Below are 25,142 nucleotides of genomic sequence, written 5' to 3' on the forward strand. Positions count from 1 at the left end.
GATCCGGGTCACCGGGTCGACTTCGCACGCCCCGACACCCCGCCGGAAACGGTCGGTGTCAGCGCCCCTCGGTCCTTCGTGGCACGGCGCATGCGGGCGTCAGGCGCGGGAGCCGTCCGGCCCCCGCGGCACAACCGAGAACCAAGGAGAACACGGCCATGGCCGTCGTCACGATGCGGGAGCTGCTGGAGAGCGGCGTCCACTTCGGTCACCAGACCCGCCGTTGGAACCCGAAGATGAAGCGCTTCATCTTCACCGAGCGCAACGGCATCTACATCATCGACCTGCTCCAGTCGCTGTCGTACATCGACCGCGCCTACGAGTTCGTCAAGGAGACCGTCGCCCACGGCGGCACGGTCATGTTCGTCGGCACGAAGAAGCAGGCGCAGGAGGCCATCGCCGAGCAGGCCACCCGCGTCGGCATGCCCTACGTCAACCAGCGCTGGCTGGGCGGCATGCTCACCAACTTCTCGACCGTCTACAAGCGTCTGCAGCGCCTCAAGGAGCTCGAGCAGATCGACTTCGAGGACGTCGCCGCGTCGGGTCTGACCAAGAAGGAGCTCCTGGTCCTCTCGCGTGAGAAGGCCAAGCTCGAGAAGACCCTCGGCGGTATCCGCGAGATGCAGAAGGTGCCCAGCGCCGTCTGGATCGTGGACACCAAGAAGGAGCACATCGCGGTCGGCGAGGCCCGGAAGCTCAACATCCCGGTCGTCGCCATCCTCGACACCAACTGCGACCCCGACGAGGTCGACTACAAGATCCCGGGCAACGACGACGCGATCCGCTCCGTCACCCTGCTCACCCGCGTGATCGCCGACGCCGTCGCCGAGGGCCTCATCGCCCGCAGCGGTGTCGCCACCGAGGGCAAGGGCGAGAAGGCCGCCGGCGAGCCGCTGGCCGAGTGGGAGCGCGACCTGCTCGAGGGCGAGAAGAAGGCCGACGAGGCTCCGGCTGCCGCCGAGGCCCCCGCTGCCGAGGCCCCCGCCGCGGAGGCTCCGGCCACCGAGGCTCCGGCCACCGAGGCTCCGGCCACGGAGGCTCCGGCCGCCGAGGGCGAGCAGGCCTGACACCGTCAGCGTTGACGGCGGGAGCGGTACTGGATCCCACGGCCCCCGTGCCGCGGTGAAACCCGCTCCCGCCGTTCACCTGTAGGTCGACGGAAGGCCGGCGGCCCCGGTCAGTCCATGGCGGCCGCAGACCCCGTAGATCTTCGATCTTCCAGACTTCCAGAAAGATTCACAGACTCATGGCGAACTACACCGCCGCTGACGTCAAGAAGCTCCGCGAGCTCACCGGCGCCGGCATGATGGACTGCAAGAAGGCGCTGGACGAGGCCGAGGGCAACGTCGAGAAGGCCGTCGAGGCGCTGCGCATCAAGGGCCAGAAGGGCGTCGCCAAGCGCGAGGGCCGCTCCGCCGAGAACGGCGCCGTGGTCTCGATCATCGCCGACGACAACTCCTCCGGTGTCCTCGTCGAGCTGAAGTGCGAGACGGACTTCGTCGCCAAGGGCGAGAAGTTCCAGGCCGTGGCCAACGCCATCGCCGAGCACGTCGCCAAGACCTCCCCGGCCGACATCGAGGCCCTGCTCGCCTCCGAGATCGAGGCCGGCAAGACCGTGCAGGCGTTCGTGGACGAGGCCAACGCCAACCTCGGCGAGAAGATCGTCCTGGACCGCTTCGCGCAGTTCGGAGACGGCTACGTGACGGCGTACATGCACCGCACGATGCCCGACCTGCCCCCGCAGATCGGTGTCCTCGTCGAGCTCGACAAGCCGAACGCCGAGGTCGCCAAGGGCGTCGCCCAGCACATCGCCGCCTTCGCGCCGAAGTACCTCTCCAAGGAGGACGTGCCGGCCGAGGTCGTCGAGTCCGAGCGCCGCGTCGCCGAGGAGACCACCCGCGCCGAGGGCAAGCCCGAGGCCGCCCTGCCGAAGATCGTCGAGGGTCGCCTCAACGGCTTCTTCAAGGACGCCACGCTGCTCGGTCAGCCGTACGCGCTCGACAACAAGAAGTCCGTCCAGAAGATCCTGGACGAGGCCGGTGTCACCCTGAAGCGCTTCGCGCGCATCAAGGTCGGCATCTGAGTCCGTGCCGCGCTCGACGCCCCGCCCCTATAGGGTCGAAGGCAGTCGATGGCGGACGCCGCCACCGCGTAAGCGCGGCTGACGGACGACAGCAGATCTGACGAGGAGGCCATTGCCGCGCATGGGATGCGAAACACACCCCATCGGCAATGGCCTTCTTCGCATGTGCACCCAGTAACAAAGGCGGGATCTCGATGACCACCAAGGCCCAGAAGAGCGACGACGGCAAAGTACACGGCCGGTTTCTGCTGAAGCTGTCCGGAGAGGCCTTCTCCGGCGGCGGGGGACTCGGTGTCGATCCGGACGTGGTGCACAAGATCGCACGTGAGATCGCGGCGGTCGTACGCGACGGCGCCCAGGTCGCCGTCGTCATCGGCGGTGGCAACTTCTTCCGCGGTGCGGAACTCCAGCAGCGCGGCATGGACCGCGCGCGCTCGGACTACATGGGCATGCTCGGCACCGTGATGAACTGCCTCGCCCTCCAGGACTTCCTGGAGAAGGAGGGCATCGACAGCCGGGTCCAGACCGCCATCACCATGGGACAGGTCGCCGAGCCGTACATCCCGCTGCGCGCCGTGCGGCACCTGGAGAAGGGCCGTGTGGTCATTTTCGGGGCGGGCATGGGGATGCCGTACTTCTCCACCGACACCACCGCCGCGCAGCGCGCCCTGGAGATCGACGCCGAGGCGCTGCTGATGGGCAAGAACGGCGTCGACGGGGTCTACGACTCCGACCCGAAGACCAACCCGGACGCCGTCAAGTTCGACTCCCTCGGATACGGCGAGGTCATCACCCGGGACCTCAAGGTCGCCGACGCCACGGCGATCACACTGTGCCGCGACAACAAGCTCCCGATCCTCGTCTTCGAGCTTCTGGCGGAGGGCAATATCGCCCGTGCCGTCAAGGGTGAGAAGATCGGCACGCTGGTGGGTGAGCAGGGAGGTCGGGGCTGACGCCTCGGCACCGACCCGTCCGGGGGACGGACGGGACGGACCCTGGCCGGGGGATGGACAATGTCCTGCCGGTCGGGAACCGTGCAGGAAGAAGACGCGACGCAGCCGGCCGCCGCCTCCACCCAGGAACCGCAGCCGGGCCTTTCACTCAAGACACGCAGGAGCAAGTGGTGATCGAAGAGACCCTCCTCGAGGCCGAGGAGAAGATGGAGAAGGCCGTCGTGGTCGCCAAGGAGGACTTCGCCGCGATCCGCACCGGCCGTGCGCACCCGGCGATGTTCAACAAGATCGTGGCCGACTACTACGGTGCGCCGACGCCGATCAACCAGCTCGCCTCGTTCTCCGTGCCGGAGCCGCGCATGGCGGTCGTCACCCCGTTCGACAAGACCGCCCTGCGCAACATCGAGCAGGCGATCCGGGACTCCGACCTCGGCGTCAACCCGAGCAACGACGGCAACATCATCCGTGTGGTGTTCCCCGAGCTCACGGAGGAGCGCCGCCGCGAGTACATCAAGGTCGCCAAGGGCAAGGGCGAGGACGCCAAGGTGTCCATCCGCTCGGTCCGCCGCAAGGCCAAGGACGCCATCGACAAGCTGATCAAGGACGGCGAGATCGGTGAGGACGAGGGCCGGCGTGCGGAGAAGGAGCTCGACGACACCACCCACAAGTACGTCGCTCAGGTGGACGAGCTGCTGAAGCACAAGGAAGCCGAGCTGCTCGAGGTCTGATGAACGACTCTTCCTGGGGCGCGCCGACCGGGGCCGGGCAGGCCGGGTACTGGGGGCCCGACGATCGAGGACCTGTCCAAGGGGCCGACCCGGCGGGTCCCGCGTACGATGCGCCTCAGGCGCAGCAGACTCGCCCGATGCCCATCGTGCCCGACGGACCCGTGTACGGCGGAGACCAGGATGACGATCGGGGGGCCGCTCGGCTGAGCGGCCCCTTGTTCCGCGAGGAACCGTCGCAGGCGCGGCCTCACCACACGCCGCTGGCGCAGCCGTTCCAGGCGGTGCAGCAGAATCCGGAGCCCATGCCCGACGCCTCGCAGCCGGCGCCCCCGCCGCAGAAGAAGAGCGCGGGACGCGACCTGACCTCTGCCATAGGGGTCGGCGTCGGGCTCGGCGTCGTGATCGTGGCGTCCCTGTTCGTCGTCAAGGCCGTGTTCGTCGGTGTGGTCGCCGTGGCCGTGGTCGTGGGCCTGTGGGAGCTGACCAAGCGGCTGGAGGAGCGCAAGGGCATCAGGGCGCCGCTCGTCCCGCTCGCGGTCGGCGGCGCCGCGATGGTGGTCGCCGGATACGTGCGGGGCGCCGAGGGCGCCTGGGTGGCGATGGCGCTGACCGCGCTGGCCGTCCTGGTCTGGCGGATGACGGAGCCGCCCGAGGACTACCTCCGGGACGTCACCGCCGGCGTCTTCGCGGCGTTCTACGTACCGTTCCTCGCCACGTTCGTCACGATGATGCTGACCGCGGACGACGGGCCGTGGCGCGTCCTGACGTTCCTGCTCCTGACCGTCGTCAGCGACACCGGCGCCTACGCCATCGGCTGGCGCTTCGGCCGGACCAAGCTGGCGCCGCGCATCAGCCCCGGCAAGACCCGCGAGGGCCTGCTGGGCGCGGTGAGCTTCGCGATGGTGGCGGGCGCGCTGTGCATGCAGTTCCTGATCGACGACGGCAGCTGGTGGCAGGGCCTGCTCCTGGGCCTCGCGGTCGCGGCCAGCGCCACGCTGGGCGACCTCGGCGAGTCGATGATCAAGCGCGACCTGGGCATCAAGGACATGGGCAGCCTCCTGCCGGGGCACGGCGGCATCATGGACCGCCTGGACTCCCTCCTCCCGACGGCACCGGTGGTGTGGCTGCTGCTGGTGCTGTTCGTGGGGTCGGGCTGATCCGCTGGCTCCGCCCTGCCGGACTGTGACCATGGGGAGCCCCCGCTCTTTCGGAGCGGGGGCTCCGGCGTCGGCGAGGAAGCCTCGAGGACATGCGCCCCCAGTGGAAGCGCCGGCTTCGGCTCGCCCGCGGCGTGTGCGAGGGCGCCGCCGTGACCCCTGACGGCAGGAACCCCGTGTTCGCGGCACCGGAGTACCGGCACGCACTCCGACCGGCGCCTCCTGAAAGCTCGACGTCCGCTCCCGGGTGACCGCCCCCACCCCACTCGCGCCCGGGGTCCCGGAGTTGATCTGCCACACTGGAAGGGTTATGCCTGCACCCGGAGAACTCACATTCGTCGCCCCGCGCGGAGCCAAGAAGCCGCCGCGGCATCTTGCCGATCTCACGCCCGGTGAGCGCAAGGACGCCGTCGCCGCGATCGGCGAGAAGCCGTTTCGTGCCAAGCAGCTCTCGCAGCACTACTTCGCGCGGTACGCGCACGATCCGGAGCAGTGGACCGACATCCCCGCCGGGTCCCGCGCCAAGCTGCGGGAGGAGCTTCTGCCCGAGCTGATGACCGTCGTGCGGCATCTGTCGACCGACCAGGGGGCCACGCGTAAGACGCTGTGGCGGCTGTTCGACGGGACCCTCGTCGAGTCCGTGCTCATGCGGTACCCGGATCGGGTCACCATGTGCATCAGCTCGCAGGCCGGGTGCGGTATGAATTGCCCCTTCTGTGCCACCGGGCAGGCCGGGCTCGACCGGAATCTGTCCACCGCCGAGATCGTTCATCAGATCGTCGACGGGATGCGGGCGCTCAGGGACGGGGAGGTCCCCGGGGGGCCGGCTCGGCTGTCCAACATCGTCTTTATGGGGATGGGCGAGCCGCTCGCCAACTACAACCGGGTCGTCGGGGCCATCCGGCGGCTCACCGATCCGGAGCCGGACGGGATGGGGCTCTCGCAGCGGGGGATCACCGTCTCCACCGTCGGGCTCGTGCCCGCCATCCACCGGCTCGCCGATGAAGGGCTCAAGACCCGGCTCGCCATCTCGCTGCACGCCCCCGACGACGAGCTGCGCGACACCCTCGTCCCCGTGAACACGCGGTGGAAGGTGCGCGAGGTGCTGGACGCCGGGTTCGAGTACGTCGCGAAGAGCGGCCGCCGGCTGTCCATCGAGTACGCGCTCATCCGGGACATCAACGACCAGGCCTGGCGCGGTGACCGGCTCGGGCGGCTGCTCAAGGGCAAGCCCGTGCACGTCAACCTCATTCCGCTGAACCCGACGCCGGGCTCGAAGTGGACCGCCTCGCGGCCCGAGGACGAGAAGGCGTTCGTGGAGGCCATCGCCGCCCATGGTGTACCGGTGACGGTCCGGGACACCCGTGGCCAGGAGATCGACGGGGCGTGTGGTCAGCTCGCCGCCACCGAGCGGTAGTCTGACCGGCGTCAACACATCTGCATATTCCGACAGGGGAGCGCCACAGCGCTGAGAGTGCGGCACCGGCCGCAGACCCTCCGAACCTGGCCCAGGTCATTCTGGGTAGGGAGATCGGTCATCACTCGAGCTGTTGCGCCCTGCCCGAGCCCCCCCGGGGCCACGGGCAGGGCCGCGTCTCTTCCTGGTCAGCCCAGGAGGAATCCAGTGAGCATCACCAAGAAGGCCACGGCCCTCGGCGTCGGGCTCGGTCTCGTCGCCCTGCCGGCGCTGACCGCCTGCGGGTCGTCCGACGACGGCGGCAGCGGCGGCGGTTCGCGGACCGTCACCCTGGTCAGCCACAACTCGTGGGCCGTGTCCAAGGACGTCCTCGCGGGCTTCGAGAAGCAGTCCGGCTACAAGGTCCGGGTCCTCAAGGACGGCGACGCGGGGCAGGCCGTCAACAAGGCCATCCTCACCAAGGACAACCCGCAGGGCGACGTCTTCTTCGGCGTGGACAACACCCTGCTGTCCCGGACCCTCGACAACGGCCTGTTCCAGTCGTACGAGGCCAAGGGCTCCGACCTGGTCCTGCCCGAGTTCCGGGTCGACCAGGACAAGCACCGGGTCACCCCCGTCGACACCGGCGACGTCTGCGTCAACTACGACAAGGCGTACTTCAGCGAGCGCAAGCTGGACCCGCCCACCTCGTTCGGCGACCTGGTCAAGCCCGCGTACAAGAACCTCCTCGTCACCGAGAACGCCTCCACCTCCTCGCCCGGCCTCGGGTTCCTCCTCGGCACCGCCGCCAAGTACGGCGACGACGGCTGGCCGGACTACTGGAAGAAGCTGAAGGCCAACGGCGTCAAGGTCGTCGACGGCTGGGAGCAGGCCTACAACGAGGAGTTCTCCGGTTCGGCCGGCGGGAAGAAGGCGAAGGGCGACCGGCCCCTCGTCGTGTCGTACGCCTCCTCGCCGCCCGCCGAGGTGATCTACGCCGATCCCCGGCCCTCGACCGCGCCGACGGGTGTCGTGGACGGCACATGCTTCCGGCAGGTCGAGTACGCCGGTCTGCTCGGCAACGCGGGCAACCCCGAGGGCGGCAAGGCGCTGATCGACTTCCTGCTGACGAAGACGTTCCAGGACGACATGCCGCTGAACATGTTCGTGTACCCGGTGCGGAAGGACGCCGAGGTGCCGAAGGAGTTCACGGAGTACGGGCCGCCGGCGAAGAACCCCGAGACCATGGACCCGGCGAAGGTCGCCGCCCACCGTGACGACTGGGTCAAGTCGTGGACCTCGCTCGTCCTGAGGTAACGGCACGCCGCACGCGGGGCGCGGCGGCGCGGCTCGGTCTCGTGGCCGTGCCCGTCGCGTTCTTCGCGGTCTTCTTCGCCTACCCGGTCGCCGCGATCGTCGCGCGCGGCCTGAACGTCGACGGGGCGTGGCGGTTCGGTCGGCTGTGGGACGTGCTCGGGCAGTCCGACATCCGGCACGTGCTGTGGTTCACCACCTGGCAGGCCCTCGCCTCCACCGCGCTCACCCTGCTGATCGCGCTGCCCGGCGCCTATGTCTTCGCCCGTTTCGACTTCCCCGGCAAACAGGTCCTGCGGGCGGTGGTGACCGTGCCGTTCGTGCTGCCGACGGTCGTCGTCGGCACGGCGTTCCTCGCGCTCGTGGGCCGCGGCGGGCTGCTGGACGAGCTGTGGGGCGTACGGCTGGACACCACCGTGTGGGCCATCCTGCTCGCGCACGTCTTCTTCAACTACGCCGTCGTCGTACGGACGGTGGGCGGCCTCTGGGCCCAGCTGGATCCCCGGCAGGAGGAGGCCGCGCGGATGCTCGGGGCGTCCCGGTGGACCGCCTGGCGGACCGTCACCCTGCCGGCGCTCGGGCCGGCCGTGGCCGCCGCCGCGCTCATGGTCTTCCTGTTCACCTTCACCTCCTTCGGCGTGGTCCAGATCCTCGGCGGTCCGGCGTTCTCCACCCTGGAGGTCGAGATCTACCGGCAGACCTCCGAGATCTTCGACCTATCCACGGCCGCCGTGCTGACGATCGTGCAGTTCCTGGCGGTCGGCTCGGTCCTCGCCGTGCACGCCTGGACCGTACGGCGGCGGGAGAGCACCCTGCGTCTGGTCGACGCGTCCGTGACGGCGCGGCGACCGCGCGGTGCCGGGCAGTGGGCGCTGCTCGCCGGGGTCCTGGCCGTCGTCGCCGTCCTGCTGGTGCTGCCGCCGGCCGTCCTGGTGCGCCGCTCGCTGGACGCGCCCGGCCTCGGCTACTACCGGGCGCTCACCGAGGCCGACGGCGGGGTCTTCCTCGTCGCGCCGATCGAGGCGATCGGCAACTCGCTCCAGTACGCCGTCGTCGCCACCCTCATCGCGGTGCTGGTCGGCGGACTGGCGGCGGCCGCACTGACCCGGCGGGACGCCGGCCGGTTCGTCCGGGGCTTCGACGCGCTGCTGATGCTGCCGCTCGGGGTGTCCGCGGTGACCGTCGGCTTCGGATTCCTGATCTCCCTGGACGAGCCGCCGCTCGACCTGAGAAGCAGCTGGATCCTGGTGCCGCTCGCGCAGGCGCTGGTCGGAGTGCCCTTCGTCGTACGGACCATGCTGCCCGTGCTGCGGGCCGTCGACGACCGGCTGCGGGAGGCGGCCGCGGTCCTCGGCGCCTCTCCCTGGCGGGTGTGGCGGGAGATCGACCTGCCGATGGTGCGCCGGGCGCTGCTGATCGCGGCCGGGTTCGCCTTCGCGGTGTCGCTCGGCGAGTTCGGCGCGACCGTGTTCATCGCACGGCCCGACAACCCGACGCTGCCGGTCGCGGTGGCCCGGCTGCTGGGACGCGCGGGTGACCTCAACTACGGCCAGGCGATGGCCCTTTCGACGGTGCTGATGGTGGTGTGCGCGGTGGCGCTCCTGGTCCTGGAGCGGCTGCGCACCGACCGGACGGGGGAGTTCTAGATGCTGCTGAGCCTTACGGACGCGACGGTCCGCTTCGGAGGGCGGGCGGTGCTCGACGCCGTCGACCTGGATGTCGCCGAGCACGAGATCGTGTGCGTGCTGGGGCCGAGCGGCAGCGGCAAGTCGACGCTGCTGCGGGCTGTGGCGGGGCTGCAGCCCCTGGACGCCGGCCGGGTGACGCTGGACGGGCGCGACCAGGCCGGGGTGCCCGCGCACCGGCGCGGTGTCGGCCTGATGTTCCAGGACCACCAGCTGTTCCCGCAGCGGGACGTCGGCGGCAACGTGGCCTTCGGCGCCCGGATGCACGGGGCGTCCCGGCGTGAACAGGCCGGGCGCGTGCACGAGTTGCTGGAGCTGGTGGGACTGCCGGGCGCCGCCGGGCGTGCCGTCGCCTCCCTGTCCGGCGGCGAGCAGCAGCGGGTGGCGCTGGCCCGTGCCCTCGCGCCCCGGCCGCGGCTGCTGATGCTGGACGAGCCGCTGGGGCAGCTGGACCGCTCGCTGCGGGAGCGGCTGGTGGTCGAACTGCGGGAACTGTTCGGGCGGTTGGGTACCACCGTGCTGGCCGTCACCCACGACCAGGGGGAGGCGTTCGCGCTGGCCGACCGGGTGGTGGTGATGCGGGACGGCAGGATCGCCCAGACCGGGACGCCGCTCGAGGTGTGGCAGCACCCGGCGGACCCGTTCGTGGCCCGCTTCCTCGGCTTCGACAACGTGGTCGAGGGGACGGTCGCCGGTGAGGCCGCGGACACCCCCTGGGGCAAGCTCCCGGTCGGTGGGAACGCCGCTCAGGGCATCCGGCCCCTGCTGGTACGGCCGGCCGGGGTGCGGCTCGTCGCGCCCGACGAGGGACTGCGGTGCACGGTCGCCGCGCGGACGTTCAGGGGCACGCACGTCGCCCTGCACCTGCAGCCGGAGGACGCGCCGCGTCTGGAGGCCGCCTGCGCGCTGCGGGAGGCGCCGGAGGTCGGGGACGTGGTCGGCGTCGAGTTCGACGCGGCGGAAATCGTGGTGCTCGACTGATCACCGGCGCCTAGGGTGCGGGCATGACGCTGCTCGCACACGATCGCTACTGCGACGAGATAGATCACCAGGTGGGCCTGCTGAGGGCGGTGGTGACCTCCGGTGCCGACCTGTCGGCCACCGTGCCGACCTGCCCCGACTGGTCGCTGGAGCAGCTCGTCCGGCACACGGGGGAGGCCCTGCGCTGGGTGGAGCTGATGGTGCGCACGCGCGCCGAGCGGGAGATCCCGGAGGAGACCGTGCCGGGCGCCCAGGGACCCGACGCGCAGGGCGACCCCGCCGCGCTCGACGCCTGGCTGGCGGAGACCGGCGACCTGCTCGTGGGCACGCTGCGGGAGGCCGGTCCTGACACCGCGGTGTGGTCCTGGGCCGGGATCCCCACCTCCGGGTTCTGGGCCCGGCGGATGACGCACGAACTCACCGTCCACCGCGCCGACGCGACGCTCGCCGCGGGCCTGCCGTACGAGGTGGCACCGGAGATCGCGGCCGACGCGATCGACGAGTGGCTGGAGATCGTGCGGTGGGCGCAGCGGACCATCCCCGACGACCCCTCGCGCGAGCTGCGTAGGCCCGGCGCGAGCATCCATCTGCACGCCACCGACCCCACGCCCGGCGTGGACGCCGAGTGGGTCGTCGACCTGGACGGGGAGACGATCGGGTGGCGGCGCGGGCACGAGAAGGCGACGGTGGCGCTGCGCGGCACCCTCACCGACGTCCTGCTGGCCTTCTACCGCCGACTGCCCCTGGACAGCGTGCGGTTGGAGGTCCTCGGCGAGCGGGAGCTGCTGGAGTTCTGGCTGGAGCGGGCGACGTTCGGCTGAGCCCGCGCCCGGGGACGGCTGTGGCCCGCCCCCGGGACGGGGACGGGCCACAACGGTGTCACGGAAGGGCCGGATCAGCCCTCGCTCTTGGCCCCACGGCGACGCAGGCCGAAGAAGACCGCGCCACCGCCGACGGCGACCAGCGCGACCGCGATGCCCGCGATCAGACCGGTGTTGGAGTTCGCACCGGTCTCGGCCAGGTTGGAGTCACCGGCCGCCGGGGACGGGGCGTTCTCCGCCGGAGCGGTGGACGCGCTCTCGGACGGCGCCGGAGCCGGGGTCTCGGTCTCCTCGGCCGGGGTCGAGGCGGAGTCCGACGGCGTCGGCGTCGGCGTGTCCGACGGAGCCGGGGGCTTCTCCTCGTCCTTCTTGCAGGCGGTGGACGGCGTCGTCAGGTTCGGCTTGATGTCCTGGTCGACGTAGCCCGCGGCCTTGACGTGCACGCGGTACTCGGCGTTCGGCTTCCAGTCCTCGGCGAAGGTGATGGTGACGCCCTCGCGCGAGCCCTTGACCGTCTGCTCGCCGACCTTCTCGAGGTCGGCGCCGTTGTTCTGCAGGAACACGGTGACCGTCGCCGGAACACCGCTGGGGTCCTTGTCGGTGACCGTGATGACACCCTTGTCGCCGTCGCACTTGGCTTCGGCGGAGAATTCACTGATGTCGCACGCGAGCGCGTTGCCCGCGACGGAGAGGGCCAGCGCGGCCGAGGCGGACGCCACGCCCAGGGCCCGCACGGAGCGTGCGACAGTACGGCGGTTTATGGACACGTTTGTCCTTACGGGAGTTACACCACTGAGGGGGGTTGGAAGAGAGCGGTGACGGGACATCACCGTTCCCGTGAGACTCACAGATTTATAAGCGTCGCATAAGCACTGTCAACGCATATGCAGCCTACAGGCGTTGGCTTTGCCCTCTTATTAACCGAGGAGACGTTTCAAGGCCTCCGGCGCCTCCTCGATCCGGTCGACGAGGGCGATCCGCGTCTCCATCGTCCGACCCCGCGCGAGCGACTGGAGCAGGGGCCACACGGGCAGTCGCTCGGTCCAGTGCGTCCGGTCCACCAGGACCATCGGGGTGGGTTCGCCGCGCGACGCGTAGTAGTTGGGCGTCGCGTTGTCGAAGACCTCCTGGACGGTGCCGGCGGCCCCGGGCAGGAAGACGACACCCGCCGTGGACCGCGCCAACAAGCCGTCCTCGCGGGTGGCGTTGGAGAAGTACTTGCCGATGTGGGAGGCGAAGGGGTTCGGCGGCTCATGGCCGTAGAACCAGGTCGGGATGCCGACCGAGCGGCCGCCCCGGGGCAGTCGTGCCCGCACCTCGAAGGCGACCGACGCCCACTCGGTGACGGACGGCGTGAACCCCGGCGCCTTGGCGAGCAGCCGCAGCGCGTCGCCCAGTTCCTCGTCGCCGTAGGGGGCGAGATAGGCGCCGAGGTTGGCCGCCTCCATCGCGCCGGGGCCGCCGCCGGTCGCGACCGTCAGACCGGTGCGCGCCAGCTCCCGGCCGAGCCGGACGGCCCCCTCGTACTCGCGGGTGCCGCGGCGCATCGCATGACCCCCCATCACGCCCACCACCCGTGCGTCGGACAGGAGTTCGTCCAGGGCGTCGGACACGGCGTCGTCGTGCAGCGCGCGCAGCGTGGAGGCGTACACGTCCCGGTCGGCCTTCGTGCGCTGGAGCCAGGCGTAGGCGCGGGCGTCCGGCGTGGCCTCGTAGCCGTCGGCCAGGGACGCGAACAGCTCGTCCGGCGTGTAGACGTGCCCCCGGTAGGGGTCGAAGGGCAGGTCCGGGACGGGCGGGAAGACCAGGGCGCCCTCGGCGCGCACCTTGGCGGCCGCGTCCTCACGCATCGGGCAGCCGAGGAAGACCGCGCCCGCGGCACCGGTGGTGAGCAGTTCGCGCGTACGGTCCGTCAGATCGACTGCCTGGACACGGAACCCGGCCAGGGAGCCGCGCGCCGAGACGATCGCGTCGAACTCCTCGAGCGTCTCTATCTCATGGTCGTCGTGGTGGGCCGCATGGGCGGGCATCGTCTGCACCCGCCCATGCTAGGGGCTGTCCTGTCGATCAGGCCGGGCTCCCGGCGCCCGGCACCGCGCCTCGCCGCGCTGCCGTCGGTCGCCGATTCCCCCGCTCCCGGCTTCGCTCACCGGGGTGTGCGTCAGCCCTCGACGGCCGCCGGGTCCATCCACACGACCTCCCAGGTGTGCCCGTCGAGGTCGTCGAAGGCGCGGCCGTACATGAAGCCCATGTCCTGGACCTGGTCCGACGCGGTGCCGCCGGCCGCGACAGCCTTCTCCACCAGCTCGTCCACCTTGGCGCGGCTCTCCGCGCTCAGGCAGATCAGCACCTCGCTGGTCGTGGTGGCGTCCGCGATCTCCTTCTTGGTGAAGCTCGCGTAGAACGGCTTGGTGAGCAGCATCGCGACGATGGTGTCGCTGATCACGACCGACGCCGCTTTCTCGTCGCTGAACTGCGGGTTGATCGAGTAACCCAGCTCCGTGAAGAACTTCTTCGACGCGTCGAGGTCGTCCACGGGCAGGTTGACGAAGATCATCTGCTGGTACGCGGGGGCGGTCATCGGGGTCTCTCCCATCGGTTCGTCGCTGTTCGGTGAGGTAGACCCGAGGGCCCCGCGGAACTCATCGCCGCCCGGGATTCTTTTTCCGGCGGTGGGGGTCAGCGGGTCAGGGGCAGCGCGGCCAGCTCGGCCACGACCAGGGTCAGCGGGCCGAAGACGGCGAGCAGGGCACCGGCGCGCAGGGCCGCCGCGCCGCGCAGCGTCCCCGCCGGGGCGCCGAGGCGCAGCAGGGCCTCCGTGGTGTCGGCGCGCTCCTGCCGGGCCTCGACGGCGGCCGTGAGCAGCGTGGCCACGGCACAGCCGATGACCACGGCGGCGCCCAGCGCGGTGAGCGGACCGAAGGAGCCGGGGTCCGGCAGCGGGGTCATGGCGTACGCCGCCGAGGCGACGGCGCACACGACGCCGAGGGGGCGTCCGATCCGGGTGGCCTCCGCCATCAGGCCCCGGCCCGCCAGCAGCCGCAGTGGCCCGGGGCGCAGGGCCTGCAGCACCAGGCCGCACAGGTGGGCGACTCCGGGGGCGGCCAGCGCGAGGCCCACCGCCGTGAGCAGCCAGCCCACCAGCACCCCGGTGGGGCCGGCGGGCAGTGCCGCGGGCAGGGCGGGACCGCTGTCGTCCGCCGCGCCGGCGGCGTACGTCTCCACGGCCAGGCCCGCGGTGAGCACCGCCACGCCCCACGGCAGGCCCTTGGGCGCGGGGCGCGGCTCCGGGAGCGCGGGGAGTCCGTCCGGGGCGGGCTCGGCGGGGGGCGCCTCGACGGCCACGGTGCCGTGCGCGGGCTCCGGCTCCTGATCGGGGCCCGTGCCCCGCACGGCCTCGCGCACCCGCGCGCGGAACCGGCCGGAGGGCGCGGAGGTCTCCCGGGTGGCCGGGCGCCCGGTCCCCCCGAAGCGGCCGTACGACCGCCTGACGCCGCCGTCGGGTGCGGGGCCGAGCCCCTTGGGCCGCAGGACGAACGCCACGCCGGCCGACGCGATCGCCGGCACCAGGGCCAGCAGGGTCAGTGAGCCGGGCACCGGCAGCGGGGTGCCCGCCGCGAGCGCCTCCGGGGCCGCCCCGTCGAACGGCATGCCGGTGAGGTCGCCGCGCAGATGCAGGAAGACCAGCAGGGCCAGCATCGAGCCGAGGACGCAGGACAGGGCCGTGGTGGTGACCGAGACCAGCATCAGGCGCGCCGGGCCGAGGCCGACCGCGGCGAGCCCGGGACGCGGCCGGGTGCCGGGATCGGTGCGGGCGACGGCCACCGCGAGATGGACGGTCGCGGCGAGCGGGGGGAGGCACCAGGCGAGCCGCGCGGTCGCGTCGGCGGGGGAGTCGGGGTGGGACAGGGCGTAGCCCAGGGCGCACAGCAGCAGGAAGCCGGTGCCCGCCGAGGCCGCCGTGACCAGCAGGCGGCGCAGCTGGACGGCGGGCCGGGCGCCGCGGGTCAGGCGGAGAGCGAGCACGCCGCCCGGCCTTCCGTGTCGGGGACGGGGGGCAGGTGCACGGTGTTCACGCGCCGTCCGTCGAGCAGGGCGATGGTGCGGTCGGCGAACGCCGCGCACTCGGTGTCGTGGCCGGTCAGGACGACCGTGATGCCGTGCGAGCGGGCCGCCGTCGTCAGGGTGCGCAGCACCTGGGTGCGGTCGGCGCGGTGCAGGGGTGCCGTCGGCTCGTCGGCGAAGAGCACCTGGGGCGCGGGGGCCAGGGCACGGGCGATGCTGACGCGCTGGCGTTCGGCCCGGACCAGCTGGTGCGGGCGCTTGCGGGCGGCGTCTCCGACGTCCAGGCGCTCCAGCCACTCCAGCGCGGCCGTCTTGGCGTGGCGCCGGCCGGTGCCGCGCAGCATCAGGGGCAGGGCGGTGTTCTCCCAGACGTTCAGTTCGGGGACCAGTGAGGGGGTGGGGCCGATCCAGGCGAAGCGGTCGCGGCGGAGCCGGTCGCGGGCCTGCGCCCCCATGGTGTGCACCGGCACGCTGTTGAACCAGACCTCGCCGTCGCCCGCCGGGGTCAGTCCCGACAGACACTGCAGAAGGGCAGTCTTGCCGCTGCCGCGGGGGCCGACCACGGCGAGGATCTCGCCCTCCTGGACCCCGAGCGAGACGCCGCTGAGCGCGGGCGAGCCGTCGTCGTACGAATAGTGCAGGGCGCGTGCCCAGAGCACGTCGTTGTCCGGCGGAGCCACCATGGCGTACACCTCGGTTCAGATCCGTAGTTCCCGTGCCGTTCCCCCGTCCGGGGGAACGAAGACAGGGCCGATCGGTTACCAGGCACGCTAAGGACCGGGGCGTCGAACGTCGGACAGCACGCGGCGGGGGTGCACCCTTCTCACTCCTACGGGCGCACCCCCGCCGACGGGCCGCGGTGGATCAGAGCTTGGTCCACGCCTCCGAGAGGGTGGCGCGCAGGATCTGCTCGATCTCGTCGAACGTCCTCTGGTCCGAGATCAGCGGCGGGGCCAGCTGGACGACCGGGTCGCCGCGGTCGTCGGCACGGCAGTACAGGCCGTTCTCGAAGAGCTTCTTGGACAGGAAGCCGTACAGGACGCGCTCGGTCTCCTCGTCGTTGAAGGACTCCTTCGTCGCCTTGTCCTTGACCAGCTCGATGCCGTAGAAGAAGCCGTTGCCGCGGACGTCGCCGACGATCGGCAGGTCGTGCAGCTTCTCCAGGGTGGAGCGGAACGCGCCCTCGTTGTCGAGGACGTGCTGGTTGAGGTTCTCGCGCTCGAACAGGTCGAGGTTGGCGAGACCCACGGCCGCGGACACGGGGTGGCCGCCGAAGGTGTAGCCGTGCAGGAAGGTGTTGTCGCCCTTGTAGAACGGCTCGGCGATGCGGTCGGAGATGACGCACGCGCCGATCGGGGAGTAGCCCGAGGTCATTCCCTTGGCGCAGGTGATCATGTCCGGCACGTAGTCGAACTTGTCGCAGGCGAACATCGTGCCCAGGCGGCCGAAGGCGCAGATGACCTCGTCCGAGACGAGCAGCACGTCGTACTGGTCGCAGATCTCGCGGACCCGCCGGAAGTAGCCGGGCGGGGGCGGGAAGCAGCCGCCGGCGTTCTGCACGGGCTCCAGGAAGACCGCGGCGACCGTGTCCGGGCCCTCGAAGAGGATCTGCTGCTCTATCTGGTCGGCGGCCCAGCGGCCGAAGGCCTCCGGGTCGTCGCCGTGGATCGGGGCGCGGTACATGTTGGTGTTCGGCACCTTGTGCGCGCCGGGGACCAGCGGCTCGAACGGGGCCTTCAGGGCGGGCAGGCCGGTGATGGACAGAGCGCCCTGCGGGGTGCCGTGGTAGGCGACCGCGCGGGAGATGACCTTGTACTTGGTGGGCTTGCCGACCAGCTTGAAGTACTGCTTGGCGAGCTTCCAGGCGGTCTCGACCGCCTCACCGCCGCCGGTGGTGAAGAAGACCTTGTTCAGGTCGCCCGGGGCGTGGTCGGCCAGGCGCTCCGCCAGCTCCACGGCCTTCGGGTGGGCGTACGACCAGATCGGGAAGAACGCCAGCTCCTGCGCCTGCTTGAGGGCGGTCTCCGCCAGCTCCGTGCGGCCGTGGCCGGCCTGGACGACGAACAGACCCGCGAGACCGTCCAGGTACCGCTTGCCCTTGTCGTCGTAGATGTAGGTGCCCTCGCCCCGGACGATCGTCGGGACCGGCGAGTTCTCGTACGAGGACATGCGGGTGAAGTGCATCCACAGGTGGTCGTACGCGGTGCGGCTGAGGTCCTTGGTGCTCACGGTTATCGGGTTCCCCACATGTAGGTCTGCTTCTTGAGCTTGAGGTAGACGAAGCTCTCCGTCGAACGCACGCCCGGGACAGTCCGGATGCGCCGGTTGATGACGTCGAGGAGGTGGTCGTCGTCCTCGCAGACGATCTCCACCATCAGGTCGAAGGAGCCGGCGGTCATCACCACGTACTCGCACTCGGACATGGCCGTCAGCGCGTCGGCCACGGACTCCACGTCACCCTCGACGTTCACGCCGACCATCGCCTGCCGGCGGAAGCCGACGGTCAGCGGGTCCGTGACGGCGACGATCTGCATGACGCCCTGGTCGAGCAGCTTCTGGACGCGCTGGCGCACGGCGGCCTCGGACAGGCCGACGGCCTTGCCGATCGCGGCGTACGGCCGGCGGCCGTCCTCCTGGAGCTGCTGGATGATGGCGAGGGAGACGGCGTCCAGCTGGGGACCTCCGCCGTTCCTGGACTCGCGGGAGTCCCTGTGCTCTGCGCTTCGACTGGCCACGACGTCACTCTGCACGACGTCTCGACAGTTCCGCAAGGTCGAGGCGATGAAATTCGTTGTTCACATGCGTGATACCTGCGGATTTCGCAGATGTGGGGGTGGCAGGGGTGTTGAAAACGTCGGCCTGCCGATTAGGGTGGGTGTCTCAGAGAGTGGACCATCGGTACACCAGTGAAGACCCTGACAGGAGGCCGGCAGTGAGCACCGAGCTGCGTCGTCTGCGCAACTACATCGACGGTGAGTTCCGGGACGCCGCCGACGGACGGACCACCGAGGTGGTCAACCCCGCGACGGGTGAGGCGTACGCGACCGCGGCGCTGTCCGGACAGGCGGACGTCGACGCCGCCATGGAGGCGGCGGCGCGGGCCTTCCCGGCCTGGCGCGACGCCACCCCCGCCGAACGCCAGAAGGCCCTGCTGAAGATCGCGGACGCCTTCGAGGAGCGCGCCGAGGACCTGATCGCCGCCGAGGTGGAGAACACCGGCAAGCCGATCGGCCTGACGCGGTCCGAGGAGATCCCGCCGATGGTCGACCAGATCCGCTTCTTCGCCGGCGCGGCGCGGATGCTGGAGGGCCGCTCGGCCGGCGAGTACATGGAGGGCCTGACCTCGATCGTGCGCCGTGAGCCGATCGGCGTCTGCGCGCAGGTCGCGCCCTGGAACTACCCGATGATGATGGCCGTGTGGAAGTTCGCCCCGGCCCTCGCCGCGGGCAACACGGTCGTCCTGAAGCCGTCGGACACGACCCCCGCGTCGACCGTCCTGATCGCCGAGATCATCGGCGCGATCCTGCCCAAGGGCGTCTTCAACGTCATCACCGGCGACCGCGACACCGGCCGCATGATGGTCGAGCACCCCGTCCCGGCGATGGCCTCGATCACCGGCTCGGTCCGCGCGGGCATGCAGGTCGCCGAGTCGGCCGCCAAGGACCTCAAGCGGGTCCACCTGGAGCTGGGCGGCAAGGCCCCGGTCGTCGTCTTCCAGGACACCGACATCTCCAAGGCCGTCGAGGACATCTCCGTCGCGGGCTTCTTCAACGCCGGCCAGGACTGTACGGCCGCCACCCGCGTGCTCGTCCAGGAGTCGATCCACGACGAGTTCGTACGGGCGCTCGCCAAGGCCGCCGCCGACACCAAGACCGGTCAGCCCGACGACGAGGACGTGCTGTTCGGCCCGCTCAACAACCCGAACCAGCTCAAGCAGGTCGCCGGGTTCATCGAGCGGCTGCCCGCGCACGCCAAGGTCGAGGCGGGTGGCCACCAGGTCGGCGACAAGGGGTACTTCTACGCGCCGACCGTCGTCTCCGGGCTGAAGCAGGACGACGAGATCATCCAGAACGAGGTCTTCGGGCCGGTCATCACCGTCCAGTCGTTCACGGACGAGGCCCAGGCGATCGAGTGGGCGAACGGCGTCGAGTACGCGCTCGCCTCCTCGGTGTGGACCAAGGACCACGGCCGCGCGATGCGCATGTCCAAGGCCCTCGACTTCGGCTGCGTGTGGATCAACACCCACATCCCGCTGGTCGCGGAGATGCCGCACGGCGGCTTCAAGAAGTCCGGCTACGGCAAGGACCTCTCGGCGTACGGCTTCGACGACTACACGCGCATCAAGCACGTCATGACGTCCCTGGACGCCTGACGCCCGGTTTTCCCCGGCGCGCGACGCGGCCCCGCATCCGGCACACGCCGGGAGCGGGGCCGCGCCGTCTCCCGCCCCGGGGCGGGCGCCCGTGAGGACGAGCCCGGCCACCGGCCCCACGAAGGCCGGCATCGCGAGCAGGCAGACGACCGGCGTCAGCCGGCCGGTCACGATGGCGGCGAGCGCCGGGCCGCGCCCCTCACCGTCCGCCCGGCGGCCCCGGAACCGGCCGACGTGACCGGCGGGGATCGCCACCGGCGCGCACGGCACGGACGCGGCCCGCGGCCGCCGCGCCGCCCCGGAGGGGTCCCCGATGCGCCGGAAGGAGTCGTTCCGGCGAGGTCACCCGGTGTGATGCCGGTGATGGACGGCGGTGCGGCCCACCGTGGCCGCCAGCCGGCCCAGCCGGCGCCAGTCCAGGCGGGCCTTGCGGCGGGGGACACCGGGGCGCCGGCGCGGGACGCGGACGCGCAGGGCGCCCGGCTCGACACGGCAGCGCACCGGGGCGGGCAGCATCAGCGCCTCACCGTCGACACCGGCCTCGATCTCGGGGCGGTCGGCGTCCACGACCACCTCGCGCGCGGTGACCAGGGTGAGGCCGTGCGGGCCCGGCGTCAGCAGCAGCGCGGCGGCCTGGGCGGCGCTGTCCACCCGGATGCCGAGGACGCCGAGCACCCCGCCGTCGAGGCGGTCGCGGTAGCCGAGGCCGAAGGGGTCGTCGGTGCGGTAGACGTTGTTGCTGATGAGCACGGCCTGGGGGGCGTCGAGCGTGATGTCCCCGGCCTGGGCGGTCAGCCGCGGACCCTCCTCGCCGAGGAGCAGGTCGGGCAGCAGCTCCAGACTCGTGCCGATCTTGGCCTCCCGGTAGCCGGGGTTCTGCACGATGGCCGCGTACGCCCCGAAGGACGCGTTGTTGACGAAGGGCCGGTCGCCGGCGAAGCCGAGGTCGACGCGCAGCTCCACGCCGTCGGTGAGCGCGTCGAGGCAGGTGGAGGGGTCGTCCCGGTCCAGGCCGAGGTCCATGGCGAAGTGGTTGCGGGTGCCGGCGCTGATCACCAGGAACGGCAGGTCGTGCTCGGCGGCGACCGCCGCGACCAGTGCCTGGGTGCCGTCGCCGCCCGCGACCCCGAGCAGGTCGGCCCCGTTCGCGACGGCGTCGCGGGCCAGCGCGGTGACGTCCTGCCGCCGCCCGGGATCGAGGAGGACGACCTGGGCGCCGAGCCGCTCGGCCTTCTCCTTCAGCTCGAAGCGGCCCACCTTCCCGTCGCCCGAGGCGGGGTTCATGATCAGGAAGGGCCGCCGTACGGGCAGTGCCCTGCGCTCGCGCATCACCCGCACCCGCGAGGGTTCCGCGCTCCCCAGCGCGTACCGCCCGCTCCAGACGGCCACCGCCCACAGCGCCACGGACACGAGCAGGGACCACAGGAGGGTGACCGCGAACAGGGCGACGAGCGCGGCCGGCACGATCAGCGCCACCAGCGCGGCGACCCAGCGCAGAGGGCCGCGCAGGGTCAGCGTCCACCACAGCGCGACCGTGCTGACGGCCAGGCCGACCGCCGCGGCCACCAGGAGCAGGACACCGACGAAGCCGCCGTGCACCAGCGGCACGAGCAGGGCGAGCCCGGCGGCGACCAGGGCGGCGCGGGCCGCCCATCGCTTCTTCACAAAGGCGCGCGCGCTCTCGTCGAGGGCCATCGTTCCTCCGTTCGCCCCGTGGACATCGTAGGACCGGTCTGTCTACGGATGCTCGCCGAGGACGCGCTGAACCCCGCCGGGCCGGAACCCGCTTTTGAACATGTTCAACTCGGGCGTAGGCTCTACGCCATGAGCGACAGAGCCGCCCTGCTCAAGGGCATCCGTGTCTGGTTGGTCCTCTTCGTCGTCTGCCTGGTGCTCAGCGGCGCCACGGCCTTCCCCCTCGTCCACGAACTGCACTGGACGGAGGACCTGTTGCGGGCGCTGTCCGTCCAGGAGAGCCTGCCCGGCCTGACGGAGTGGATCGAACGGGTCCGGCACGGACTCGACACCGCCGACGCCGAACACCCCTTCCTCCTCTACGGCACGGACTGGCTGGCCTTCGCCCATCTCGTCATCGCGGTCGCCTTCTACGGCCCCTACCGCGACCCGGTCCGCAACATCTGGGTGGTCGAGTTCGGCATGATCGCCTGCGCCGGCATCATCCCGCTCGCCCTGATCTGCGGGCCGATCCGCGGCATCCCACTGTGGTGGTCGGTGATCGACATGTCGTTCGGCGCCGTCGGGGTGATCCCGCTGTACGTCGTGCGCCGCAGGATCAAGCGGCTGGAGGCGCTGGCAGGGGCACCCGTCCCCGGGGCCCCCGCCGCCGCCGTCAGCGGTTGAAGGCGGGGAAGGCGAAGCGCTGGGCGATGGCCAGGCCGTCGCCCTTCGCGTCGGTCGACCCGACCGAGTACACGACGGTCCGCGACAGGTCGCGGGTGGCCGCGACCACGGTGTGGTAGCCGGGCCGCGAGCCCGTCTTGCCCCAGATCACCTTGCCGTTCAGCTCGAAGCGCTCCAGGCCGGCGCCCATGGTGGCGCCGTCGACGTCCGGAACCGTGAACATCTCCTCGAGCTGCGGCTCGGGCACCACCCGGCCGCGGAACAGGGCGACCACGAGCCGCTCCAGATCGGCCGTGGTGGAGATCAGATCGCCCGCCGCGAACCGGTCGCTCATGTTCCACTCGGTCACGTCGACGAGCCGCCCGTCGATCCAGTCGTAGCCCCGGTTGTGCGGACCGTGGATGCGCGGGTCGGGTCCGGCCGGGAAGGACGTGTGCCGCATGCCGAGCGGACGGAAGATCCGCACGGCCGCCTGATGGGCGTACGAGTCGCCGGTGACCTTCTCGATCAGCAGGCCCAGCACGGTGTAGTGGATGTTGCCGTACCGCTGGAACTCTCCCGGCGCGTGCTCCGGATCGGGACCTTCGGCCACCGACGCGGCCACGACTTCCCGGGGAGTCAGCGTCTCGAACCGGTGCGCGTAGCCGGTGTCGACGTCGTCGCCGAGGGAGGCGCCCGGCTGGAGACCACTGGTGAAGTTCAGCAACTGCCGTACGGTGATGGGCGCGAAGTCGTCGCTGAGCAGACCGGGCAGATACCGCTGCACGGTGCCGTCGAGCGAGAGCCGGCCCTCCGCCGCCAGTTGCAGCACGATCGCCGCCGTGACGATCTTCGTCGTGGAACCGGCCCGGAAACGGGCGTCCTCCAGGGCGGGCGCCCCCGACCTGATGTCCCGCACGCCCGCCACCCCGTGCCAGCCGCCCCGTCCGCCCACGCGGATCAGCGCGGCCGTGGCGTCGTGGTCGGGCAGCCCCTTCAGCGCCGCGCACAGGGCTTCGACGTCGGGGCCGTACGGGTCGGCGGCCTCGACCGCCCGCGCGGAGCACGACGAGGAGACGGGCCGGGCGGACGCGGTGCCGGCCAGCGGCAGTGCGGTCAGGGCGAGGGCGAGCGCGGAGGTGACGAGCGCGGGGAACGGGCGTACGGGCATCTGCTGCTCCTGGGCGACGAGTGGACCGGGGGTCCGGCGGACGGTGCGTGATCATCGTCGGGCCGGACCGGCCGGAGCCGGATCGTCGCCGAGGAGGGCCGGGACCCTGAGCGGGCCCCGAGCAAATGCCCTCCGCGGCAAGGGCGTTGATGGGGGATGGCCCCTACGGGCGTCCGCGCCCGCGGGTGTGCCCGGACCGGCGGCCACGCTCGCGCTCGGCCAGCAGGGCGTCCACGCGGTTCGTCGTGACCGAGTCCACGCCGGCGTCCAGCAGGCGGCGCATGGAACGCCGGGTGTCCGGGGTCCAGGCGGACAGGAGATACCCGGCCCGGTGGACCCCCTCGGCGAGCGCGTGATCCACCAGGCCGAAGCGGTAGTTGAGCCAGCGCGGCCGGACCGCGTCCAGCAGACCGGCGCGCGGCGGCGCCTTCGTCGTCCAGGTCAGCGCGATCTCGGCGGCCGGGTCGGCGGCCCGGACCGCGAGCATGGCGGGGGCGCCCGCGCAGTAGTACACCCGGTCCTGCGCGCCGCACGCGCGCACGACCTCCACGATCCGCCGTACCGCCCGCGGCTCGGGGGCGCCGGGCAGGTCGAGCATCATCCGGCTCCCGTCGGACACCGCGAGCGCCTCCTCCAGCGCGGGCACCCCGCCTTCGGTCAGCCCCCGCACCTCCGCCGCCGACAGGGAGAGCAGCGGCCGGTCGTGCCCCCAGAGCCGCTCCAGCGTCGCGTCGTGCAGCAGCACCGGCACCCCGTCCCGGGTGAGCCGTACGTCGATCTCCACCGCGTCCGCGCCCAGGGCGAGCGCGGAGCGCAGCGAGCCGAGGGTGTTCTCGCGGACGCGATAGGGGTCGCCGCGGTGGGCGACGGCGGTCACGTGGTCCATGGGGCCATTGTGGTCGCTCAGGGCGTGAGCCACCCGGTCGTGTAGGTGTCGATCTCCGCGGCGATCCGGGCCTTGCCGGCCTCGTCCAGGAACGACGCGGTCACGGCGTTCTTCGCCAGGTCGGCCAGGCCGCGCTCGTCGAGGCCGAGGAGACGGGCGGCGACGGCGTACTCGTTGCCGAGGTCGGTGCCGAACATCGGCGGGTCGTCGGAGTTGACCGTGACGAGCACCCCCGCCTCCACGAACCGCGGAAGCGGGTGCTCCTCGATCGTTCGCACCGCGCGCGTGGCGATGTTGGACGTCGGGCACACCTCGAGCGGGATCCGGTGCTCGGCGAGGTGCGCGAGCAGTTTCGGGTCCTGCGCGGCACTCGTGCCGTGGCCGATGCGCTCGGCGCGCAGCTCGGTGAGCGCGTCCCAGATCGTCTGCGGGCCGGTCGTCTCCCCGGCGTGTGGCACGGAGTGCAGCCCGGCCGCGATCGCCCGGTCGAAGTACGGCTTGAACTGCGGCCTCGGCACCCCGATCTCCGGGCCGCCGAGCCCGAAGGAGACCAGGCCCTCCGGGCGCAGCCGGTCGTCCGTGGCGAGCCGCGCGGTCTCCTCCGCCGACTCCAGTCCGGCCTCGCCGGGGATGTCGAAGCACCACCGCAGCACGGTCCCGAACTCGGCCTCGGCCGCCTTGCGGGCGTCCTCGATCGCCTCCATGAAGGCCCGCTCGTCGATGCCGCGCCGGGTGGAGGAGAACGGCGTGATCGTGAGTTCGGCGTAGCGCACCTGCTGCCGGGCCAGGTCACGTGCCACCTCGTAGGTCAGCAGCCGCACGTCCTCGGGGGTGCGGATGAGGTCGACGACGGACAGGTAGACCTCGATGAAGTGGGCGAAGTCGGTGAAGGTGAAGTAGTCGGCCAGCGCCTCGGGGTCGGTGGGGACCCGGGAGTCGGGGTGCCGGGCGGCGAGTTCCGCGACGATGCGGGGGGAGGCGGAGCCGACGTGGTGGACGTGCAGTTCGGCCTTCGGCAGCCCCGCGATGAACGCGTGCAGATCGCGCGGAGCGTGGGCGTCGACGAGATGGTCGGTCAAGGTTCCTCCCCGGAGCGGCGTCCGCGTGGCCGGGGTGCCGGCGACGGGACGCGGGTGATCGGCTGATCGGTGACTCGCGATCATCGTAGGCCGGGGCCGCGGCCGACAGGG

Annotated in this window: 23 protein-coding genes and 1 riboswitch; of the genes, 12 read left to right on the top strand and 11 right to left on the bottom strand. The window is 71.5% G+C overall.

All coding sequences use genetic code 11. The features are described 5' to 3' along the window. Nucleotides 1–158: 158 nt before the first annotated feature. The 10 genes from rpsB (at nucleotide 159) to ABZ899_RS18595 (ending at nucleotide 11,118) form a co-directional block, all read left to right on the top strand. Nucleotides 159–1,067: a 30S ribosomal protein S2 gene (gene rpsB, locus ABZ899_RS18550; RefSeq protein WP_361346954.1), complete on the top strand. Its 909-nt coding sequence runs from the start codon at nucleotides 159–161 to the stop codon at nucleotides 1,065–1,067. A gap of 179 nt (nucleotides 1,068–1,246) precedes the next feature. After that, on the top strand, nucleotides 1,247–2,083 hold the full coding sequence (gene tsf, locus ABZ899_RS18555) for a translation elongation factor Ts (protein ID WP_361346956.1): 837 nt from the start codon (nucleotides 1,247–1,249) through the stop codon (nucleotides 2,081–2,083). A 194-nt stretch (nucleotides 2,084–2,277) separates the two neighbouring features. Further along, nucleotides 2,278–3,036: a UMP kinase gene (gene pyrH, locus ABZ899_RS18560; RefSeq protein WP_361346959.1), complete on the top strand. Its 759-nt coding sequence runs from the start codon at nucleotides 2,278–2,280 to the stop codon at nucleotides 3,034–3,036. Between the two features lie 170 nt (nucleotides 3,037–3,206). After that, entirely contained in the window at nucleotides 3,207–3,764 is a 558-nt protein-coding gene (gene frr / locus ABZ899_RS18565; protein ID WP_031485072.1) for a ribosome recycling factor, read from the top strand. After that, nucleotides 3,764–4,921 (top strand): phosphatidate cytidylyltransferase, encoded by a 1,158-nt coding sequence (locus tag ABZ899_RS18570; RefSeq protein WP_361346963.1) that lies wholly within the window; start codon nucleotides 3,764–3,766, stop codon nucleotides 4,919–4,921. The genes frr and ABZ899_RS18570 overlap by 1 nt, the downstream gene beginning before the upstream one ends. 310 nt (nucleotides 4,922–5,231) lie before the next feature. After that, on the top strand, nucleotides 5,232–6,338 hold the full coding sequence (gene rlmN, locus ABZ899_RS18575) for a 23S rRNA (adenine(2503)-C(2))-methyltransferase RlmN (RefSeq protein ID WP_361346965.1): 1,107 nt from the start codon (nucleotides 5,232–5,234) through the stop codon (nucleotides 6,336–6,338). A gap of 24 nt (nucleotides 6,339–6,362) precedes the next feature. After that, a riboswitch (TPP riboswitch) is annotated at nucleotides 6,363–6,468 on the top strand. Nucleotides 6,469–6,545: 77 nt separating this feature from the next. After that, complete coding sequence (locus tag ABZ899_RS18580) at nucleotides 6,546–7,634, top strand: thiamine ABC transporter substrate-binding protein (RefSeq protein WP_361346967.1); 1,089 nt, start codon at nucleotides 6,546–6,548, stop codon at nucleotides 7,632–7,634. Then, nucleotides 7,610–9,277: an iron ABC transporter permease gene (locus ABZ899_RS18585; protein ID WP_361346970.1), complete on the top strand. Its 1,668-nt coding sequence runs from the start codon at nucleotides 7,610–7,612 to the stop codon at nucleotides 9,275–9,277. Before ABZ899_RS18580 ends, ABZ899_RS18585 begins: the two co-directional genes overlap by 25 nt. After that, nucleotides 9,278–10,297, top strand: coding sequence for an ABC transporter ATP-binding protein (locus ABZ899_RS18590; protein WP_361346973.1), 1,020 nt, complete (start codon nucleotides 9,278–9,280; stop codon nucleotides 10,295–10,297). Between the two features lie 23 nt (nucleotides 10,298–10,320). Then, nucleotides 10,321–11,118 (top strand): maleylpyruvate isomerase family mycothiol-dependent enzyme, encoded by a 798-nt coding sequence (locus ABZ899_RS18595; protein ID WP_361346975.1) that lies wholly within the window; start codon nucleotides 10,321–10,323, stop codon nucleotides 11,116–11,118. A 74-nt stretch (nucleotides 11,119–11,192) separates the two neighbouring features. Here the strand turns inward: ABZ899_RS18595 and ABZ899_RS18600 are convergent, their stop codons facing one another. The 7 genes from ABZ899_RS18600 to ABZ899_RS18630 form a co-directional block, all read right to left on the bottom strand. Next, a complete protein-coding gene (locus ABZ899_RS18600; RefSeq protein ID WP_361346978.1) occupies nucleotides 11,193–11,885 on the bottom strand; it encodes an LAETG motif-containing sortase-dependent surface protein in 693 nt (230 codons plus the stop codon). Nucleotides 11,886–12,035: 150 nt separating this feature from the next. Then, a complete protein-coding gene (locus ABZ899_RS18605) occupies nucleotides 12,036–13,157 on the bottom strand; it encodes an LOG family protein (RefSeq protein ID WP_361346981.1) in 1,122 nt (373 codons plus the stop codon). A 122-nt stretch (nucleotides 13,158–13,279) separates the two neighbouring features. Further along, nucleotides 13,280–13,699, bottom strand: a complete 420-nt coding sequence (locus tag ABZ899_RS18610) for a VOC family protein (protein WP_361346984.1) — start codon at nucleotides 13,697–13,699, stop codon at nucleotides 13,280–13,282. A 98-nt stretch (nucleotides 13,700–13,797) separates the two neighbouring features. Next, nucleotides 13,798–15,144 (bottom strand): hypothetical protein, encoded by a 1,347-nt coding sequence (locus ABZ899_RS18615; RefSeq protein ID WP_361346987.1) that lies wholly within the window; start codon nucleotides 15,142–15,144, stop codon nucleotides 13,798–13,800. Beyond that, the gene (locus ABZ899_RS18620; protein WP_361346990.1) at nucleotides 15,126–15,866 is read right to left on the bottom strand and encodes an ATP-binding cassette domain-containing protein; all 741 of its coding nucleotides are present in this window, start codon (nucleotides 15,864–15,866) and stop codon (nucleotides 15,126–15,128) included. Before ABZ899_RS18620 ends, ABZ899_RS18615 begins: the two co-directional genes overlap by 19 nt. A gap of 181 nt (nucleotides 15,867–16,047) precedes the next feature. Continuing rightward, nucleotides 16,048–17,412: an aspartate aminotransferase family protein gene (locus ABZ899_RS18625; protein ID WP_361346993.1), complete on the bottom strand. Its 1,365-nt coding sequence runs from the start codon at nucleotides 17,410–17,412 to the stop codon at nucleotides 16,048–16,050. Between the two features lie 2 nt (nucleotides 17,413–17,414). Beyond that, nucleotides 17,415–17,933 carry an Lrp/AsnC family transcriptional regulator gene (locus tag ABZ899_RS18630; RefSeq protein ID WP_361346996.1) on the bottom strand — a complete coding sequence of 173 codons (519 nt, stop codon included), beginning with the start codon at nucleotides 17,931–17,933 and terminating at the stop codon, nucleotides 17,415–17,417. A gap of 182 nt (nucleotides 17,934–18,115) precedes the next feature. Between ABZ899_RS18630 and ABZ899_RS18635 the strand changes: the two genes are divergently transcribed. Further along, on the top strand, nucleotides 18,116–19,555 hold the full coding sequence (locus ABZ899_RS18635; protein WP_361346999.1) for a gamma-aminobutyraldehyde dehydrogenase: 1,440 nt from the start codon (nucleotides 18,116–18,118) through the stop codon (nucleotides 19,553–19,555). A gap of 342 nt (nucleotides 19,556–19,897) precedes the next feature. Here the strand turns inward: ABZ899_RS18635 and ABZ899_RS18640 are convergent, their stop codons facing one another. Then, a complete protein-coding gene (locus tag ABZ899_RS18640) occupies nucleotides 19,898–21,250 on the bottom strand; it encodes a diacylglycerol kinase family protein (RefSeq protein ID WP_361347002.1) in 1,353 nt (450 codons plus the stop codon). Between the two features lie 129 nt (nucleotides 21,251–21,379). On the opposite strand from ABZ899_RS18640, the gene ABZ899_RS18645 reads away from it, so the two are divergent. Next, nucleotides 21,380–21,916, top strand: coding sequence for a hypothetical protein (locus ABZ899_RS18645; protein ID WP_361347005.1), 537 nt, complete (start codon nucleotides 21,380–21,382; stop codon nucleotides 21,914–21,916). Here the strand turns inward: ABZ899_RS18645 and ABZ899_RS18650 are convergent. The 3 genes from ABZ899_RS18650 to ABZ899_RS18660 form a co-directional block, all read right to left on the bottom strand. Continuing rightward, a complete protein-coding gene (locus ABZ899_RS18650; protein WP_361347008.1) occupies nucleotides 21,906–23,066 on the bottom strand; it encodes a serine hydrolase domain-containing protein in 1,161 nt (386 codons plus the stop codon). The two genes, ABZ899_RS18645 and ABZ899_RS18650, sit on opposite strands and share 11 nt — an antisense overlap. Before the next feature lie 163 nt (nucleotides 23,067–23,229). After that, on the bottom strand, nucleotides 23,230–23,952 hold the full coding sequence (locus tag ABZ899_RS18655; protein ID WP_361347011.1) for a glycerophosphodiester phosphodiesterase: 723 nt from the start codon (nucleotides 23,950–23,952) through the stop codon (nucleotides 23,230–23,232). Nucleotides 23,953–23,969: 17 nt separating this feature from the next. Continuing rightward, nucleotides 23,970–25,031: an adenosine deaminase gene (locus ABZ899_RS18660; protein WP_361347014.1), complete on the bottom strand. Its 1,062-nt coding sequence runs from the start codon at nucleotides 25,029–25,031 to the stop codon at nucleotides 23,970–23,972. Nucleotides 25,032–25,142: the final 111 nt, after the last annotated feature.

It is taken from the genome of Streptomyces sp. NPDC046859, from assembly GCF_040645135.1.
GTDB lineage: Bacteria > Actinomycetota > Actinomycetes > Streptomycetales > Streptomycetaceae > Streptomyces.